Source organism: Saccharopolyspora antiqui (assembly GCF_052246905.1).
Taxonomy (GTDB): domain Bacteria; phylum Actinomycetota; class Actinomycetes; order Mycobacteriales; family Pseudonocardiaceae; genus Saccharopolyspora.
Window position 1 is genome coordinate 217802 of sequence record NZ_JBQQBO010000011.1, and the last position, 15925, is coordinate 233726.

Below are 15925 nucleotides of genomic sequence, written 5' to 3' on the forward strand. Positions count from 1 at the left end.
TGTCATCCGGCGGTGGGTTGGAGGGACCAGGATTGGGTCAGGTGCCAGGCTGCGCAGATGTTGACGTCGAGTTGGTACGCGCCTGCTTGGCCGCACTGTTGGTCGGCGGTGCCGGGGTCGATCGGTTGGCCGTGACCCATTCCGGTGATCGAGAAGGTTTCGACGAGGGGTCGTCCGGTGCTGTCGCGGTAGACCGCGTGCGGGTAGCCAGCGATGGTGTCGGTGGCCGATGGGGTGTCCGGGATGCCGTGCACGTTGGTCCACTGCTCGACCAGCTCGCGCTGGTTCGCGTACGCCACGGTGTAGTCGGCCGTGCCGTGCCAGACGCTCAACGTTGGCCACGGCCCCTGGTGCGAACCGGCGGCAGCGCGCACTTTGTCGCCCCATTGCGCCGGTGTCAGGTTCTTGCCGGGATTCATGCAGGTGAACGCCTCCAGCGAGCTCGCCGCGCATCCCAGCGGCAAACCGGCTACGACGCCGCCGCCAGCGAACATGTCCGGATAGGCGCCGAGCAGCACCGAGGTCATCGCACCGCCCGCTGACAGGCCGGTGACGTAAACCCGGGACGGGTCCGCTCCGGTGTCGGCGATCGCGCGCTGGACCATTTGCGCGATCGACGCGGCTTCGCCCTGGCCGCGCGTGGTGTCGCCGGGTTGGAACCAGTTGAAGCACCGGCTGATGTTGTTTACGGATTCCTGTTGCGGCAGCACTAGCGTGAACGCCGAGCGTTCGGCCAGCTCGACCCATCCCGCGCCGGCTCCATAGCCAGCTGCGTTCTGAGTGCAGCCGTGCATCGCGACGACAACAGGTCGGCCTTGCGGTAGACCGTCCGGGACGTACTCGAACATGCGCAGTGCGCCCGGATTCGTGCCGAATCCGGTCACTTCCCGGATTTCAGCGGCCGACGCCGTCGGGGCGACGGCGAGCATGGCCAGCAGCACCGCCGCGACCAGGGAGACGATTCGCACCCAGACCACCTCCTTGTGGCTTATGCCACAAAAGGTATGGGTATGGTGCAACCAGTTCCACAGCTGACCGCGATACACCGCGAACGCGTTTTGTGTGTTCAATCCACATATTCGGCTGCCGAGACACGTCCTACCGTCACGGCCAGCACAAGGAGGTGCGCCGTGCCCAGCCGAACCGCTCTGCTGTCCGCCGCTGTACTCGCCAGCACGTTGCTCGTTGCGGGTGAATCCGCCGCGCAACCGGCCGACTGCCGTCCCGCGGTACGAGTTCCCGGTGCCGCGCATCAGGAATCGGCCTGCCTCGACGACCTGACCACGACCGGCACGCTCGAATCCGGGCACACGGTGCAGGCCGATTGGGCGGGCCTGACGGCCAAGGACCTGCCCGCGCCGAGCGAGGTGCCGGGCATCCAGATCGACGGGTACTTCCCGGACGCCTCCACGACCAACACCAACCACGGCTGGAACCACGATGCCCAGTTCGTGCTGCGCCTGCCGCAGCGGTGGAACGGCGACCTGGTGATCACCGGAACTCCCGGCAACCGCAGGCAGTACGCCAACGATCGCGCGATCGCCGACCAGGCCTTGGCCGCGGGTTATGCCTTCGCCGCCACCGACAAGGGCAACACCGGTGCGGAGTTCTTCACCGACGGCGACCGACCAGGGGACGCCCTCGTCGAGTGGAACCAGCGCGTCACCCAACTCGCGGTCGCCGCGAAGATCACCACCTCGCGGTACTACGGCCGACCCCCGTCCCGGACGATCGCCGCCGGGCTGTCCAACGGCGGCTACCTGGTGCGCTGGCAACTGGAGAACCGGCCTTGGCTCTACGACGGCGGAGTCGACTGGGAAGGAACCCTGTGGACGCAGCAGGACAACCCGCTGACCTTCCTGCCACCAGCACTGCGCGCCTTCCCAGCCAGGGACGAATCAGCGATCCTGGCAGCCGGTTTCGCGCCGGGCTCGCAATTCCTGTGGGACTACCACTACCGCGTCTACTGGGATCTGACGCAGCGGATCTACCGCGAGGAACTCGATCCCGGCTACGACGGCGACCGGCTGGCCGGGATCCCGTTCTGCACCAGCGGGACCGAGGGCTGCGACGCGGACTACGACTACGCCGACCGCCCGGCCGAGGTGCACCGCGCGGTGCAGCGGATCGCGCTCACCGGCCGGATCGGCAAGCCGCTGATCACCCTGCACGGGACCCTCGACACGCTGCTGCCGATCAGTCGCGATTCGGATGTCTACGCGCGGATGGTGGCCGAGTCGGGAAGATCCGACCTGCACCGCTATCACCGGGTCGAGGGCGGCAACCACACCGACGGCCTGGTCGACGAGTTCCCGGACCGGCTGCGCCCGCTGGCCCCGTGCTTCCGCACCGCGTTCACCGAACTCGAAGGCTGGCTCGACGGCAACCCAGCAGCGGACACGATCGGCAGCACCTGCTCGTGAGCGAAAATCCCGGTTCTTGGAGAGTGCGCGGGTTGGTTTGGGTGGCGGAACCTCAGTGCCTGTTTTTGAAGTGGTCGTGTCGGGCCGTCCACCTCGGGTGAGGTGGGCGATTTCGCGCGAAATCCCCCGCTCCCACCCGGGGCGGGTGGCGTATTAGCGCGAAATCGCCCCGTCTGCCACCCCCACCCGCACGCAAAACGAGTTCGAAGACAGGCCCTCAGAGGCCTTCTCGACTCCGGGATCCCCGACTCATGTATGTCCTGGACTGCGTGAGTGCATCAACTTGCCCCAGCGGTCCATCTTCTGCGGCAATTGCTGGGTGAGCGCGGCTCTTGCCCAGCTGTTCCCGTCCAGAGCTCCGATCACCCGGCCACCGACGGGTGGAAACAAGGTGGCCCGTCAGCCGGGCTGCACGCGCTGCTCAGGCCGAGCCCCGCAGGGTGTGCAGGCGCAGCGCGAGTTGGACCTCCAAGGCTCGGTCCGGGGTCTGCCAATCTGAGCCGAGCAACGATCCGATCCGATCCAGCCGCTGCACGACCGTGTTGACGTGCACGTGCAGCACGCCCTTGGCGCGGGAGAGGTTCCCACCAGCGGCGAAGTAGGCGTTCAACGTGCCGACCAGTTCGGTGCCGCGCCGGGCGTCGTAGTCGAGCACCGGTCCGATCGTTCGGCGCACGAAACCACTCAGATCGTTGTGTTCGCCCAGCAGCACACCGAGAAACCCCAGCCCGGCCATCGAGGCGCCCTCGCCGATGCGCCCGAGTGCGAGCAGGGCCCGCAGGCAGCGGGCGGCTTCCGCGTGCGCTGCGGCGATCTCCTGCGGACCGTGCGCGGGGCCAGCCGCACCGACCGTGACCGGACCGTCCACAGCAGACCGCAACGCCTCGGCGATCCGGGCCGCCAGCGGCCCGGGATCTCCCGCCGGAACCAGGAGGACGACCTCCTCTGCATGTATTCCGGCAAGTGCCGCCAGCCGCCCGGCCGCCACCGCCAGCCTGGTGCGGGGCACCTCGCCAGCGTGCGCGATGAGCACCGCGTGCGGTTCGACCAGATCCAACCCGAGTCGTTCGGCGCGGGCCAGCAGCGCTCCGGGATTGCGATCGGGCGCGGTCAGCAGATCGGTGAGCAGCTCGCCGCGCACCTCGTCCTCCGCCTTCGCCACGGACCGGCGCAGCATCAGCAGCAGCGCGGTGACCACCGCGGCCCGCTCGAACAACCGCCGATCGGCGTCGACCAGATCGGCCCGCCCGGCCAGCACGATGCTGCCGAGCAGTTCTGGCCCGGCCTGCACCGCACACACCCAACCGTCCGATGTGGATACTGCGCGACCTGCGGCGCGCGAAGTGGCGACGGCCTCCGCCGGGGGTGCGGGCGGCACCGGTGTGGCATTGGTCAGCGCGGTGCCGTCCGCGTCGAACATCCCGATCGCGCCGTGCAGCACATCGGCCACCGCCGCGGCCACCTCGGGCACATCACCGCCGCGCAGCACCAAGTCCATCAGCCGGTCGTGGGCTTCCTCCGCGCGGTGCAGCGCCGAGCTGTGCGCGCTGATCTCCTCCAACAGGGCGGCGTTGTCCAGCGCGATCGCCGCGTGGTCGGCCAGCGAGGACAGCAGCGCGATCTCGTCCGGGGTGAACTCGCGGCGCGTGCGGTCCGAGGCGTAGAGCACGCCGATGACCTGATCACCAAGGGCCAGCGGCACGCCCAGGATGGCGGTCAGCCCCTCGTCGCGAACCGCCGAATCGATCGGCCAGGTGTGCTGGAATCGCTCGTCACCGAAGTAGTCGCGGGTCGCGTACGGCTGGGCGGTTTGCGCGACCAGCCCGCCCAGCCCTTCCCCCATGCCGAGCGTCACCTTCTGGAACAGCGCCGACACCGATCCATCGGTGACCCGCATGTAGGTGCGTCCAGCGGCCTCGTCGTTGAGGCTCAGGTAGGAGACGTCGGCGCCCAGCAGCATGCGGGCCCGCCGCACGATCGACCGCAGCACGCCATCGGTGTCGCGCAGCCGGGCCAGGTCGCTGGCCGTGTCGAACAGCGCGCTCAGCTCGGCCTCACGGCGGCGATGCGCACTCAACGTGGCCTGGATCCGCAAAGCCAGCGAGGTGGCCTCGCGCAGCTGCGGGTTCTCGACCGCGACGTGCGCCAACTGCTCACTGCTCGCGCCGCTGGCCAGCAGGTCGAGCAGTCGGACCGCGTCGTCGTTCACCTGCTCATCTTGTCACCGCGCCGTCGGCGCCAAGCGGCTTTGCGATGCATCGTCGTGCAGCGAACTGCCCGCTGTCTCGCGCGCCAGCACAACCGCGACGAGCGTCAGCACGCACATCGCGAGCACGTACACCGAAACCGCCAAGGTGCTGCCGAAGCTCTGCAGCAACGCCACCGCGATGATCGGCGCGACCGCGCCAGCCGCGATCGAGGACAACTGCCCGCCAACCGAAAGCCCCGTGTAGCGAACCCTGGTCGCGAACTGCTCGGCGAACAACGCCGCCTGCGGCCCGTACATCGCGCCGTGCAGCACCAATCCCACCGTCGTCGCCGTCGTGATCAGCACGGCTGACCTGCTGTCCAGCAGGGCGAAGAACGCGAAACCCCACACCGCCATCGCGACCGTGCCGAACAGGTAGACCGGTTTGCGCCCGACCCGGTCGGACAGCGCGCCCCACAGCGGGATCGTCACGAAATGCACCGCCGAGCCGATCAACACCGCGTTCAGCCCGACCGACTTCGGCAACCCCAGCGGCCCGGTGACGTAGACCAGGATGAACGCGGTGATCACGTAGTACGACACGTTCTCGGCCATCCGCGCGCCGATGGTGACCAGCACCTCGCGCCAGTGCGACCGGAACACCGCCACCACCGGGACCTGCTTGGTCTCCTCGCGCTGCTCGGCTCTCGCCTGCGCGGCGAGGAAAACCGGCGACTCGCTGACCGCGAGCCGGATCCACAGACCGATCACCACGAGCACCCCGGAGAGCAGGAACGGAATCCGCCAGCCCCACGCCAGGAACGCCGCATCGGACTGCGTCGCGGCGAGCACCGCCAGCACCGCGGTGGCCAGCAGGTTGCCGCCGGGCGCGCCGCACTGCGGCCACGACGCCCAAAGCCCGCGACGCCGGTCGTCGCCGTGCTCGGACACGATCAGCACCGCGCCACCCCACTCGCCGCCCAGCGCGAAGCCCTGCACCAGCCGCAACAGCGTGAGCAGGATCGGGGCGAGCACCCCCACCGCCGCATAGCTGGGCAGCAGACCCATCGCGCAAGTGGATCCGCCCATCAGCAGCAGGCTCAGCACCAGCAGCTTCTTGCGCCCCACCCGGTCACCGAAGTGGCCGAACACCAGGCCGCCCAGCGGCCGGGCCAAAAACCCGATGGCATAGGTGGTGAACGCCAGCAGGGTGCCAGTCAGCGGGTCGGCGTCCGGGAAGAACAGCCGGTTGAACACCAGCGCGGCGGCCGAGCCGTAGAGGAAGAAGTCGTACCACTCGATGGTCGTGCCGATCAGGCTGGCGCCGACGACCCGCGCGATCGAGCCGCGCCGCTCGACGCCGGTTTGGTTGCTGGCCAAGGCGAACACTCCTTCGTGTCGGGCCGGATCAGGCTGCGGTCCAGCCGCCGTCCATGGGGATGGATGCGCCGGTCAGGTGCGCCGCGTGGTCCCCGCACAACCAGCACACCAGCGCGGCGACCCGGTCGGCGTCGATCAGCCGCTTGAGCGCGGCACGGCTCAACAGCACCTGCTCGACCACTTCGGACTCCGCAAGTCCGTGCGCTGCGGCCTGATCGGCGATCTGGTCGCGGACCAGCGGAGTGTCGACGTAACCAGGATTCACGCAGTTGCTGGTCACCCCGTGCTCGGCGGCTTCCAAAGCGACCACTTTGGACAGTCCTTCGAGTCCGTGCTTGGCCGCGACGTAACCGGCCTTGAACGGGCTGGCGCGCAGGCCGTGCACGCTGGAGATGTGCACGATTCGTCCCCAACGCCGGGAGAACATGTGCGGCAACACCTTGCGGGTCAACAGGAACGGGGCCGTCACCATCACCTGCTGCATCCGGTTGAACGTCTCCGGCGGAAAGTCCGGCAGCGCGGCGACGTGCTGAAAACCCGCGTTGTTGACCAGGATGTCGACCTCGCGGGGCAGTTCGTCGACAGCCGCCGGATCAGCCAGGTCGACGACATGCGCCCAGCCGCCGACCTCCGCAGCGGTCTGCTCGGCGGCAGCGCCGTGGAGGTCGACGACGTGCACCTTCGCCCCGGCTGCCGCCAGCGCCCGCGCGCACGCCTGCCCGATCCCGCTGCCCGCGCCGGTCACCAGCGCAACGCGCCCGTCCAACGCCAGCCGGTTGTCACCCATGCACAGGACGTTAGGCCGCACCCACCCCGCCGCCTATGTGTGGTGGACCCACAACTTCGTTGTCCTCGATGGCGATTCGGACCATCCCTGCTGGACGGAAACACAAGTGCTCTGCGGCGGTTGAGGGGATAGCGTTTGTCGGGTGGTCGAGCCTGAAGAGATTCGCACCCGGCGGTTGATCCTCCGACGCATCCAGCCCGGCGACAGCGACGCGTTCGTCGCGGTCCACACCGACCCGGCAACCTACCGCTACGACCCCTTCGACCTGCGAACCCCGCAGCAGGCCCTCGAACTCCTCGAACGCTTCCAGGACTGCTGGCGCACCGACGGCATCGGGTACTGGACCATCCGCCGCATCGGATCCCAAGACGTGATCGGATTCGGCGGCCTGCGGCTTTGGGTGGAGGAAGGCGAGTCGGTGCTCAACCTCTACTACCGCCTCCGCCCGGTGGCCTGGGGCAACGGCTATGCGCCGGAAATGGCCGAGGCCGCCGTGCGATGGGCAAACCGAAACCGGCCCGACCGACCGGTGTTGATCGTGACCAAGTCCGACAACACCCCGTCGGTGCGGGTCGCGGAGAAGCTCGGGTTCGTGCGTCACCTGGAACGCGAGCGCGACGGCCAGCCCGAGGTGCTGTTCCGACTACCGGCCCCAGGACCCACCCGGCGCCGTGATCCCCACGGGCCGCTGACGTGAGCATGGGAACCTTCCTGTCACTCACCACCGCCCGACAGCACCGCTGCCCCACCCACCGGCCCCAGGACACGCCCTCAGCGACGCGGTCCCCACGGGCCCCTGACGTGAGCATGGGAACCTTCCTGTCACTCACCACCGCCCGACGGCGGAAGTTGGCTGAGGCCGTGGCGAATTCGCCTCGGAAGTACCGAGGCTGGCGCTGATCGAGCAGGACTCGATGTGTCGATTCGCCTGGGGAGCTTCGTCACCGGCCCACTGACAGCGACTGTCCACAATGTCCGATTGCCGTCCGGGGGCCCGATCCAACCGCACTTCTTCGCCGACCCGCGGTTCGCTGTTCGCTACGGCGTTGCCCCACAGCCTGATCGGGTCGGGCCACCGGAGCTTCGCGCCGAACTGATCGCCGCCGCGATCGCCCTGCCCGTTCGACCGGTCGGCGGGGCAGGCGGTCAGGAACCGATGATGGTGACCTGGCGGGTCTCCGAAGGACCGTCCCAGGTGCGCGGCAGCGGTGTCGGCACCTCCGGCGCGACCGCCCGCACGATCGCGTCCAGCGCGGCTTCGGCCTTGCCGACCCAGAGGTGCTTGGTGTCGGGGAAACCGATCACTTCGGCCTGCGGGATCGCCGCGAACCGCCGACGCGCCTCGTCGGGCCGCAGGTAGTCGTCGAATTCCGGGACCAGCGCGTGCACCGGCTTGCCCGACTCCGCCCAAGCCCGCAGGTGCTCCTCGGTGCTCCAACGCAGCGGCGGGGAGATCAGCACCGCACCTCGAACCAGCGGATCCAAACCGTGCACCAGCGCCAAATCGGTGCCGAACGACCAGCCCACCAGCCACACGTTGGGCAGATCCTGGAACTCGGCGAACTCCAATGCCGCCGCCACGTCGAACCGCTCGGTGTCGCCGCCGTCGAAACTTCCCTCGCTGCGACCGGCCTCGCTGACCGTGCCGCGCGTGTTGAACCGCAGCACCGCGATGTCGGCAAGCGCGGGCAACCGGAAAGCCGCCTTGCGGTAGATGTGCGAATCCATCATGCCGCCGTGGGTGGGCAGCGGGTGCAGGCAGATCAGCGTCGCCCTCGGCCGCCGGGACTCCGGCAGCGCCAGCTCACCGATCAACTTCAGCCCGTCGGCCGTGTGCAGGGTGATCTGCTCGCGGTTGGCTGGCAGTATCGTGTTGGCGCGGATCTCGGTGCTCATCACCTCAGATCCTGCCACGAACGAGTGGCCAAGATGGTGTGACGTGCTACGACCAGCGCCGCGTCGGCCCGCGCCGATCGCGCGCCTTCCAACAGCTGGTGTGCCAGTGGCGCCGATCCGCGACGCTGCCGTGCTCCGCGCTCGGCCAGGTCACCACGTGCGCGACGCCGGTCTGGATCTCGTGGTCGCAGCCTGGGCACCGGTAGATCTTCGTTGCCTGCGCTGCCGGAATGGCGCGCACCATCCAGTCGCCGTCGGACCCGTGCTCGACGCGGGACATGTCGAATGGGGTACCCGTCGCGCGGTGGCTGGTGTCCGCGGTCAAACCTTTCGGGCGCTGCGGGCGGTTACGTCGGGGCACGTGCTCAACGGTAACGGTTCGACTACGGGCCGGACGGCGGCAGGTGCGGCCAGGCTTGTCCGGCCAGGCCGCGGGCGTACTCGCACGCATCGGTTCCGGTCATGCCGGGAACCGCGACCACCAGCTGCGCCACCTCGACCTGCCCGGCAGCCGGATCGCCGAACGGGATATGACCGGTCTCGGCGGAACAAAGCGGAACCTGCGGGTCCCCGCCGACGACGCTGAGCACGGTGCGCCGACCAGCGATCGATTCCTCGACCGCGGCGCCGTGCAGCACCTTCGGCGGATCACCGGCGGTGTGCATGAACTGAACCCGCGGCGCATCCGCCGCCTGCTCGCCCCACCTGCACTGGTGCCCGGCGGGGCTCGACTGGGGTTGCGCCTCTTCCAACCCCGGGATCTGCCGCACGGCAGCGGAATCCAGCAGCGTGCACGGATCAACCAGGGCCAGCGAATTCGCCGCGAACGTCCGGTGGCCGACGCGGTGCTGCTCCAGCGCTTCGGCAGCCGCGTCGGCGCCGGACTGGGCGATCGAGCACAACCCGGCGGCCGGGTCGCCAGTCAGCAGGTCGGCGCTGATCTGCATCGCGATGTTGTCGGTGAAAAGGATTTGCCGAGTGCAATGCCCCGGCAGCGGTGCGTTCTGCACGATCCGCAGCGGGCCGCGTTGAACGACCGGGTCGCCTTGGGGATTCGGATCGGCGTTGATCAACTCGCCGATCGCGAGCTGAACCAGTGAGCCATCGCCTAGCCGCACGTGCAGCAGGCAGTAATCCAACGACACCGTGCCCGCGTTCTCGGTCGGGCCGAACGCCTGCAAGCCAGCCGGATCAGCCAGCGTGCAGGGATCCACCGTCCGCAGATCTCCGAGCATCGCTTGAGCGGTCCCAGCATCGCCGCGTTGGCCGCCCGCCTGGTCGTGCTGCGGATTCTCCGGCGTGCACCCCGCCACCAGCAGCACCCAGAGGAGCAGCAGCGACATGCCTCGGTGACGGAGACGCGGCGACATCGACTCAGCCTAACCGCGGCCACCCCCAGCAGCAGCCACCGACACCACCGCCGTGACCAGAGGAAGGGAACCTTCCTGTCACCGATCCCACCGGCCGTGCGAGGAAGGGAACCTTCCTGTCAACCACGGCCGCGACGATCGGCGTCCGGTTTGCGAGGAAGGGAACCTTCCTGTCACTTGCGCTGCCGAACCCGGCGCATGAAGAAGGGAACCTTCCGGCCCGTCGTGACAGGAAGGTTCCCTTGCTCCCGAAGGTACGGCGGTTATTCGTCGAAGTTGCGTTTGGCCAGGTCGAGGATGCGTTCGACGGCTTGGCGCGCGTCGGGGCCGCTGGCGTGCAGGACGATCTGGTCGCCCTTGCGCGCCCCCAAGCCCATGACGCCCAGCACGCTGGCGGCGTCGGCTTCGTTGTCGCCCAACGAAATCTTCACGTCCGCCTGCAAACCGGTCAGGCTCCGGGCCAACAGGGCCGCCGGGCGCGCGTGCAGGCCGACTTCGTTGGCCAGTTCCAGTTCCTGGCGGACTTCGTCCCTGGCATTCGGCGCACCGGGCTCGACGAGCTCACCTCCTTCGGCCGCCGCCTCGGCGGCTCGGGCGACGCCCTGCATGTCGCTGCCGCCCTGCGCCGCGACGGCAGCCGCGACCGCACCCTCCACCAGCGGCGCGTCAGCGACGATCGCCGTGCCCGGATCACCGAGCGATTCCACGGCGAGTTCGGCGAGCATCTGCGCGCTGCCGAGGTCGTAGAGCACCACGGCACCGGCGCCGGTGTTGGCGTCGGACAGGGCGGCCGACACCTTCTCGAAGTCGGTGCCGAGGCTGCCGTCCGGCAGCCCACCTGCTGCGATGACGCGCACGTCCGGGGCCATTTGCGAGGCGAGTTCGACGACTCCCTCGGCGAGCCGGGCGCTGTGCGAGACGATGACCAGTCCGACGTTCATGAGCGGGACCTCGCGGCTTCAGCGAAAGCGGACAACAGCAACGCGGTCGAACGCGCGCCCGGATCGATGTGCCCGGCGCTGCGTTCACCGAGATACGAGGCGCGCCCCTTGCGGGCCACCAGCGGTTCGGTCGCCTGCGCACCCCGGTGCGCGGCTTCGGCGGCAACGGCCAGCACCTTCGCCGGGCCCTCACCGGAGTCCGCGGCGTTCTTGGCGGCTTCCACCGCCGGGGACAGCGCGTCGACCATGGTCTTGTCTCCGACGACCGCGCGGCCGCGCGCCACAACGCCCTCCATCCCGGCCTGCAGCGCTTTGGCGACCGCCGGTCCGTCGAGTTCGTCGGCGTCGGCCACCGCTGCCGCGGCGCGCAGGAACGCGGTGCCGTAGAGCGGTCCGGATGCGCCGCCGACGGTGGAGATCAGGACCGTGGCGGTCAGCTTCAGCGCCGCGCCCGGTGTCTCCGGCGCCACAGTGTCCACTTTGGATACCACGGCGCGGAAACCGCGATCCATGTTCTCGCCGTGGTCGGCGTCGCCGATCTCCCGGTCCAGCTGAATCAGCTCATCGCGATGCTCGGCGACGGTTGCCGCGCCCGCCCGCAGAGCGACGATCACGTCGTGTGCAGTGCAACCCATCTGGCGTTCTCCCTCACCAGTGCAGCGCCGCGGTGTGCACCGGCGCGTCCCAGAGCTCGGTCAGCTCGTCGTCCAGCTTCAGCAGCGTCAGGCTCACGCCCTGCATCTCCAGACTCGTGACGTACGGGCCGACCAGTCGCCGCTGGACGCGGATGCCCCGCTCGGCCAGCAGCCGCTCGGCGATGCCGTGCGCCAGGTAAAGCTCCAGCAGCGGGGTCCCGCCCATCGAGTTGGTGAACAGCAGGACGTCGTCGCCGGAAGTGAACGGCAGGTCTTCGACGATCGGATCCAGCAACAGCTGCACGATGTCCTCGGCCGAGGTCAACGGCACTCGCGCTCGGCCGGGTTCGCCGTGGATACCGATGCCGATCTCCATCTCGTCCGCGTCGAGGTCGAAGCTCGGCTGCCCGGCGTGCGGCACCGTCGGCGCCGTCAACGCCATGCCCATCGACCGCACCTGGGACACCACCCGCTTGGCCAGCTCCTCGCAGCGGTCGAGGTCCGCGCCGCTATCGGCGGCCGCGCCGACGATCTTCTCCACCATCACCGTGCCGCCCACTCCGCGCCGCCCCGCGGTGTGCGTGGAGTCCTTCACGGCCACGTCGTCGTCGACGATCACACTGCGCACGTCAACGCCGTCGATCCCGGCGAGTTCGGCCGCGGTCTCGAAGTTCAGCACGTCGCCGGTGTAGTTCTTGACCACCAGCAGCGCGCCCGCGCCGCCGTTGGTCTCATCGATCGCCGCCTGCACCGCGTCGGGGGTCGGCGAGGTGAACACCGCGCCCGGCACAGCCGCGGCAAGCATCCCGGCCCCGACGAACCCGCCGTGCAGCGGCTCGTGCCCGGAGCCACCGCCGGAAACGACCGCCACCTTGCCGGTCACCGGGGCGTCCGCCCGCACGATCACCGCAGGATCGGTGCGGACCCGGAGCAGCTCGGGGTGCGCCGCCGCCATGCCCCGCAGCGACTCCGCGACCACGTTCGCCGGATCGTTGATGATCTTCTTCACCCGAAAGGCCTCCTTGCCTGCTGCGCCGACCGCCGACGTCCGGGCGTCGACCGACGGGGGCTGGCGCGATCAAATGTGCCCGCGAAGTCCCCCCTCGCGCATCCCGGCGCCCGCCCGGGGCTGCGAGAGCAAGGGAACCTTCCTGTCACCCGCGACGCAAGCCCGGCCTGAACACCGAGTGGATCAGCGCCCGCGCACCAACCGGACCAAACGCACCAGACGCCGGACGGTGCCCTTCGAGCGGCTGAAGGTCATCGGGTTCAGCGGCATCCGGAACCGGGTCCGGGTCACCGACTGCGGTCGGGTGAATTCGCGCAGTCCGTCCGCACCGTGGATCCGGCCGAACCCGGAGTCGCCGACACCACCGAACGGCAACGCGGGCACCCCGGCAAAAGCGATCACCGAGTTCACCGAGACCATGCCGGTGCGCAGCTGCCGCGCCAGCTCCACGCCCCGCGCCCGCGAGAACACCGCGGCGCCCAGGCCGTAGCGGGAGTCGTTGGCGCGGGCCACACCCTCGTCGGCGTCGCGAACCCGCTGCACCACGATCGTCGGCCCGAAGGTCTCCTCAGTGACCGCGGCGCAGTCCTCCGGCACGTCGGTGAGCACCACGGGCTCGACGAACGGCGGCCGAACCGAGTGTTGGCCACCCACCAGCGCTTTTCCGCCACGCTGCAGCGCTTCGTCGATGTGGCGACGAATCACATCCACCTGCGACGGCATCGTGATCGGGCCGAAGTTGGCGCTGGGCTCGCCGCCCGGCCGCAGCTTCCCGGCCCGCTCGGTGACCATCTCCAGGAATCGGTCGGCGACCGCGTCGACGACGTAGACCCGCTCCACGCCGATGCAGGTCTGCCCGGCATTGGACATCGCACCCCAAACCGCCGCATCGGCGGCGGCACCCAGGTCCGCGTCGGCGTCGACGATCAGGGCGTCCTTTCCGCCGCACTCGACCAGCACCGGGGTCAGGTTCTCCGCGCACGCCGCCATCACCCGCTTGCCGGTGGCGGTCGAACCGGTGAACGCGACCTTGTCCACGCCTGACGTGCACAGCGCCGCACCGGTCTCCCCGAAACCGGTCACCAACTGGAAGACGGGGTGCTCGGGCACCGCTTCGGCGAAGCTGTCGGCCAGCCACAGCCCGACACCGGGGGTGAGCTCGCTGGGTTTGAACACCACAGCGTTGCCCGCGGCCAACGCGTAGGCGATCGAGCCCATCGGGGTGAACGCCGGGTAGTTCCACGGCCCGATCACGCCGACCACCCCGAACGGCAGGTACTCGACGGTGGCGCTCTGGTTGGCCATCAACACCCCGGCCGAGACCTTGCGGCGGCGCAGCACCTTCTCCGCGTTGCCAGCCGCCCAATGCAGGTGGTCGATCACCAGGATCAGTTCCAACCTGGCGTCGTCGAGCGGTTTGCCGGTTTCCGCGCAGATCACGCCCGCCAGCTCGTCGACGCGCTTCGACAGCAGCTTGCGCCACGCGTCGAGGCACTGCTTGCGTTCGGCGAAACCGAGCTCGGCCCACTCCGACTGGGCTTCGCGCGCCGCGGCCACGAGCGCGCCGACCTCCGTCGCGTCGTGCACCGGATGCTGCCCCACAACTTCGCCGGTGCGAGGGTCGATCGATTCGAACGTCGGCGACTTCGCAGTCGCCGCGTCGGACATCTCGACGTTGTCACGGGCGGTCTGCGTCATCTCCGGCCTCCCACCGTTACGTCGCTCGTTGTCATCGTGCAGCCTACGGAATCCGGTGGCCGACCGGGATCGTCACGCGGTCGGCAGCTTGGCCCGCACTTGCTGCGCCAGATTGGCGGCGTTCGCGCAGGTATCCATCGGAATGTTGTCCATGTTCATCACCTCGACGTGCACGTACTCGCTGTCGCCCACCTGGTTGGCGTTCTGGCGGTGCTCCCATTCGATCTCGCAGGTGGGCGGATCGTCGGAGGGCACCACCACGGCAGGCACACCGGAGAGATCCAGCCCCGGCTGATCGCTGCTCTGCACGCTGCCGACGTTGAAGCTCACCTCCACCGAGACACCGTTGTCGGCGATCCACTCGCACCCGTAGAGCCCTTCGCCGCCGGTGGAATCCGGGGTGGCGCCCATCATCGCGTCGCGAACCGCGGCCGGGTCGGCGACTCCGCACGGGTCGAACCCGGCCAGGCTGCCCGACACGCGGGTGCTGATCGGCGGCTTCGTCCGCACGATGTCGACGACATCGGTCAGGATCTGCACCGCCGGTGAACACACATCATCCTGTTCCCCGCGCAATTGGATCTCAAACCCGCGCGGCGCGGCGAACAGCCTTGGCTCGGCCCCGGTGTAAGCGGCTCGTGCGAAACAGGTGTCGGAGCCGTTGTCGGAGATTTCGGCGGGCAATCCGCCGATGCGGTGCGTCGAGGGGTCGGTCACCTCGGAATCGAAGTAGAGGGTGACGTCGAATTCCTTGCCGTTGCGGTCAGTCATGTAGTTCGCGCAGGTCCCGAGACCGTCCGGGGTGAAATCCGGCGCGGGCGTGCCGTACTGGCCGAGATTGGCGGCCTGCAACGTAGCGCACACGTCGATCCCGCGAAGCCGGTTCGGCGCGAAGGCCTGGTCCAGCGGCTCCGGCTTCTCAAGGTCGTACTTCGGCAGCTCGACGGTGCGTCTGGACGACGTCGTTTTCTCCATCCCGGCAGCCGAGGCGCAACCGGCCACGGCCAGCACGCTGAGCAGCGCGGCGATCAAGGTCACGGGTCGGAACACGTCGATCACACTATCGAGCCAATTGCGTGCTGGGGACGGGAACCTGCGGATCCGCCGGAAAGCCGACGGCGCCCGCACCCAAGGGTGCGGGCGCCGTTACACCGGGTGTTCGCTACTGCCCGTTGGATCCTTCCGCGGGGGATCCTTCCGCGGGCTCGTCGGGCACCAAGATCGGGCGCAGCCGGGCCCAGGTCACGAAAACGACCGCGAACACGATCATGCCGATCCCGGCCCAGAGGTTGATGTTCACCCCTGCCGCCTTTTCCACCTCGGCGGCTGGCTGCACGAACCCCGTGATCGTGAGCACGATGCCGTAGATGGCGAAGAGCAGTGCGATCACGGTGCGGATGTCGAAGGCGCCTGCGGTGTGTTTCGTGCCGTTGTGGTCGGTCATGGGGGCCTCCTTACCAAGAGGGTGTGGGTGGGGGTTAGCCGAAGGTGATGTTGAGGATGATGATCAGGACCAGGGCGATACCGGCCAGCAGGCCCGGTCGCCGGTACCAGCCGGCGTCCGCACCGGTCGTGGCGGCCGCCAGGCTGCCGCGGGG

Annotated in this window: 15 protein-coding genes; 2 read left to right on the plus strand and 13 right to left on the minus strand. The window is 69.1% G+C overall.

Translation table 11 applies throughout. From position 1 onward, the window contains the following. Window positions 1-2: 2 nt before the first annotated feature. A complete protein-coding gene (locus ACTWQN_RS19460; protein WP_443204944.1) occupies window positions 3-929 on the minus strand; it encodes an extracellular catalytic domain type 1 short-chain-length polyhydroxyalkanoate depolymerase in 927 nt (308 codons plus the stop codon). Between the two features lie 201 nt (window positions 930-1130). Here ACTWQN_RS19460 and ACTWQN_RS19465 point away from each other — a divergent pair, with 201 nt between their 5' ends. Further along, window positions 1131-2423: a tannase/feruloyl esterase family alpha/beta hydrolase gene (locus tag ACTWQN_RS19465; protein WP_443204922.1), complete on the plus strand. Its 1293-nt coding sequence runs from the start codon at window positions 1131-1133 to the stop codon at window positions 2421-2423. A 421-nt stretch (window positions 2424-2844) separates the two neighbouring features. On the opposite strand, the gene ACTWQN_RS19470 is transcribed toward ACTWQN_RS19465, so the two are convergent. Genes ACTWQN_RS19470 through ACTWQN_RS19480 form a run of 3 tightly spaced genes read right to left on the minus strand, consistent with a single transcriptional unit; the run spans window position 2845 to window position 6778 of the window. Further along, window positions 2845-4632, minus strand: coding sequence for a helix-turn-helix domain-containing protein (locus tag ACTWQN_RS19470; RefSeq protein ID WP_443204923.1), 1788 nt, complete (start codon window positions 4630-4632; stop codon window positions 2845-2847). 12 nt (window positions 4633-4644) lie between these two features. Next, a complete protein-coding gene (locus ACTWQN_RS19475) occupies window positions 4645-5991 on the minus strand; it encodes an MFS transporter (protein ID WP_443204924.1) in 1347 nt (448 codons plus the stop codon). 28 nt (window positions 5992-6019) lie between these two features. After that, window positions 6020-6778: a 3-hydroxybutyrate dehydrogenase gene (locus tag ACTWQN_RS19480; protein ID WP_443204925.1), complete on the minus strand. Its 759-nt coding sequence runs from the start codon at window positions 6776-6778 to the stop codon at window positions 6020-6022. A 142-nt stretch (window positions 6779-6920) separates the two neighbouring features. Here ACTWQN_RS19480 and ACTWQN_RS19485 point away from each other — a divergent pair, with 142 nt between their 5' ends. Then, the gene (locus ACTWQN_RS19485; RefSeq protein ID WP_443204926.1) at window positions 6921-7475 is read left to right on the plus strand and encodes a GNAT family N-acetyltransferase; all 555 of its coding nucleotides are present in this window, start codon (window positions 6921-6923) and stop codon (window positions 7473-7475) included. A 449-nt stretch (window positions 7476-7924) separates the two neighbouring features. Here ACTWQN_RS19485 and ACTWQN_RS19490 read toward each other — a convergent pair whose 3' ends face one another. The 9 genes from ACTWQN_RS19490 to ACTWQN_RS19530 form a co-directional block, all read right to left on the minus strand. Next, a complete protein-coding gene (locus tag ACTWQN_RS19490) occupies window positions 7925-8674 on the minus strand; it encodes an alpha/beta hydrolase (RefSeq protein ID WP_443204927.1) in 750 nt (249 codons plus the stop codon). Between the two features lie 46 nt (window positions 8675-8720). Beyond that, the gene (locus tag ACTWQN_RS19495; protein WP_443204945.1) at window positions 8721-8954 is read right to left on the minus strand and encodes an Rv1322 family protein; all 234 of its coding nucleotides are present in this window, start codon (window positions 8952-8954) and stop codon (window positions 8721-8723) included. Window positions 8955-9057: 103 nt separating this feature from the next. Continuing rightward, the gene (locus ACTWQN_RS19500; RefSeq protein WP_443204928.1) at window positions 9058-10044 is read right to left on the minus strand and encodes a DUF3558 domain-containing protein; all 987 of its coding nucleotides are present in this window, start codon (window positions 10042-10044) and stop codon (window positions 9058-9060) included. A gap of 263 nt (window positions 10045-10307) precedes the next feature. Further along, on the minus strand, window positions 10308-10985 hold the full coding sequence (dhaM, locus tag ACTWQN_RS19505; RefSeq protein WP_443204929.1) for a dihydroxyacetone kinase phosphoryl donor subunit DhaM: 678 nt from the start codon (window positions 10983-10985) through the stop codon (window positions 10308-10310). Further along, window positions 10982-11620 (minus strand): dihydroxyacetone kinase subunit DhaL, encoded by a 639-nt coding sequence (gene dhaL / locus ACTWQN_RS19510; protein ID WP_443204930.1) that lies wholly within the window; start codon window positions 11618-11620, stop codon window positions 10982-10984. The genes dhaM and dhaL overlap by 4 nt, the downstream gene beginning before the upstream one ends. 13 nt (window positions 11621-11633) lie before the next feature. Next, window positions 11634-12629, minus strand: coding sequence for a dihydroxyacetone kinase subunit DhaK (dhaK, locus tag ACTWQN_RS19515; protein WP_443204931.1), 996 nt, complete (start codon window positions 12627-12629; stop codon window positions 11634-11636). 183 nt (window positions 12630-12812) lie between these two features. Next, entirely contained in the window at window positions 12813-14327 is a 1515-nt protein-coding gene (locus tag ACTWQN_RS19520; RefSeq protein ID WP_443204932.1) for an aldehyde dehydrogenase family protein, read from the minus strand. A gap of 72 nt (window positions 14328-14399) precedes the next feature. Further along, complete coding sequence (locus ACTWQN_RS19525) at window positions 14400-15377, minus strand: DUF3558 domain-containing protein (RefSeq protein ID WP_443204933.1); 978 nt, start codon at window positions 15375-15377, stop codon at window positions 14400-14402. 112 nt (window positions 15378-15489) lie between these two features. After that, complete coding sequence (locus ACTWQN_RS19530; protein WP_443204934.1) at window positions 15490-15771, minus strand: hypothetical protein; 282 nt, start codon at window positions 15769-15771, stop codon at window positions 15490-15492. Between the last annotated feature and the right edge of the window lie 154 nt (window positions 15772-15925).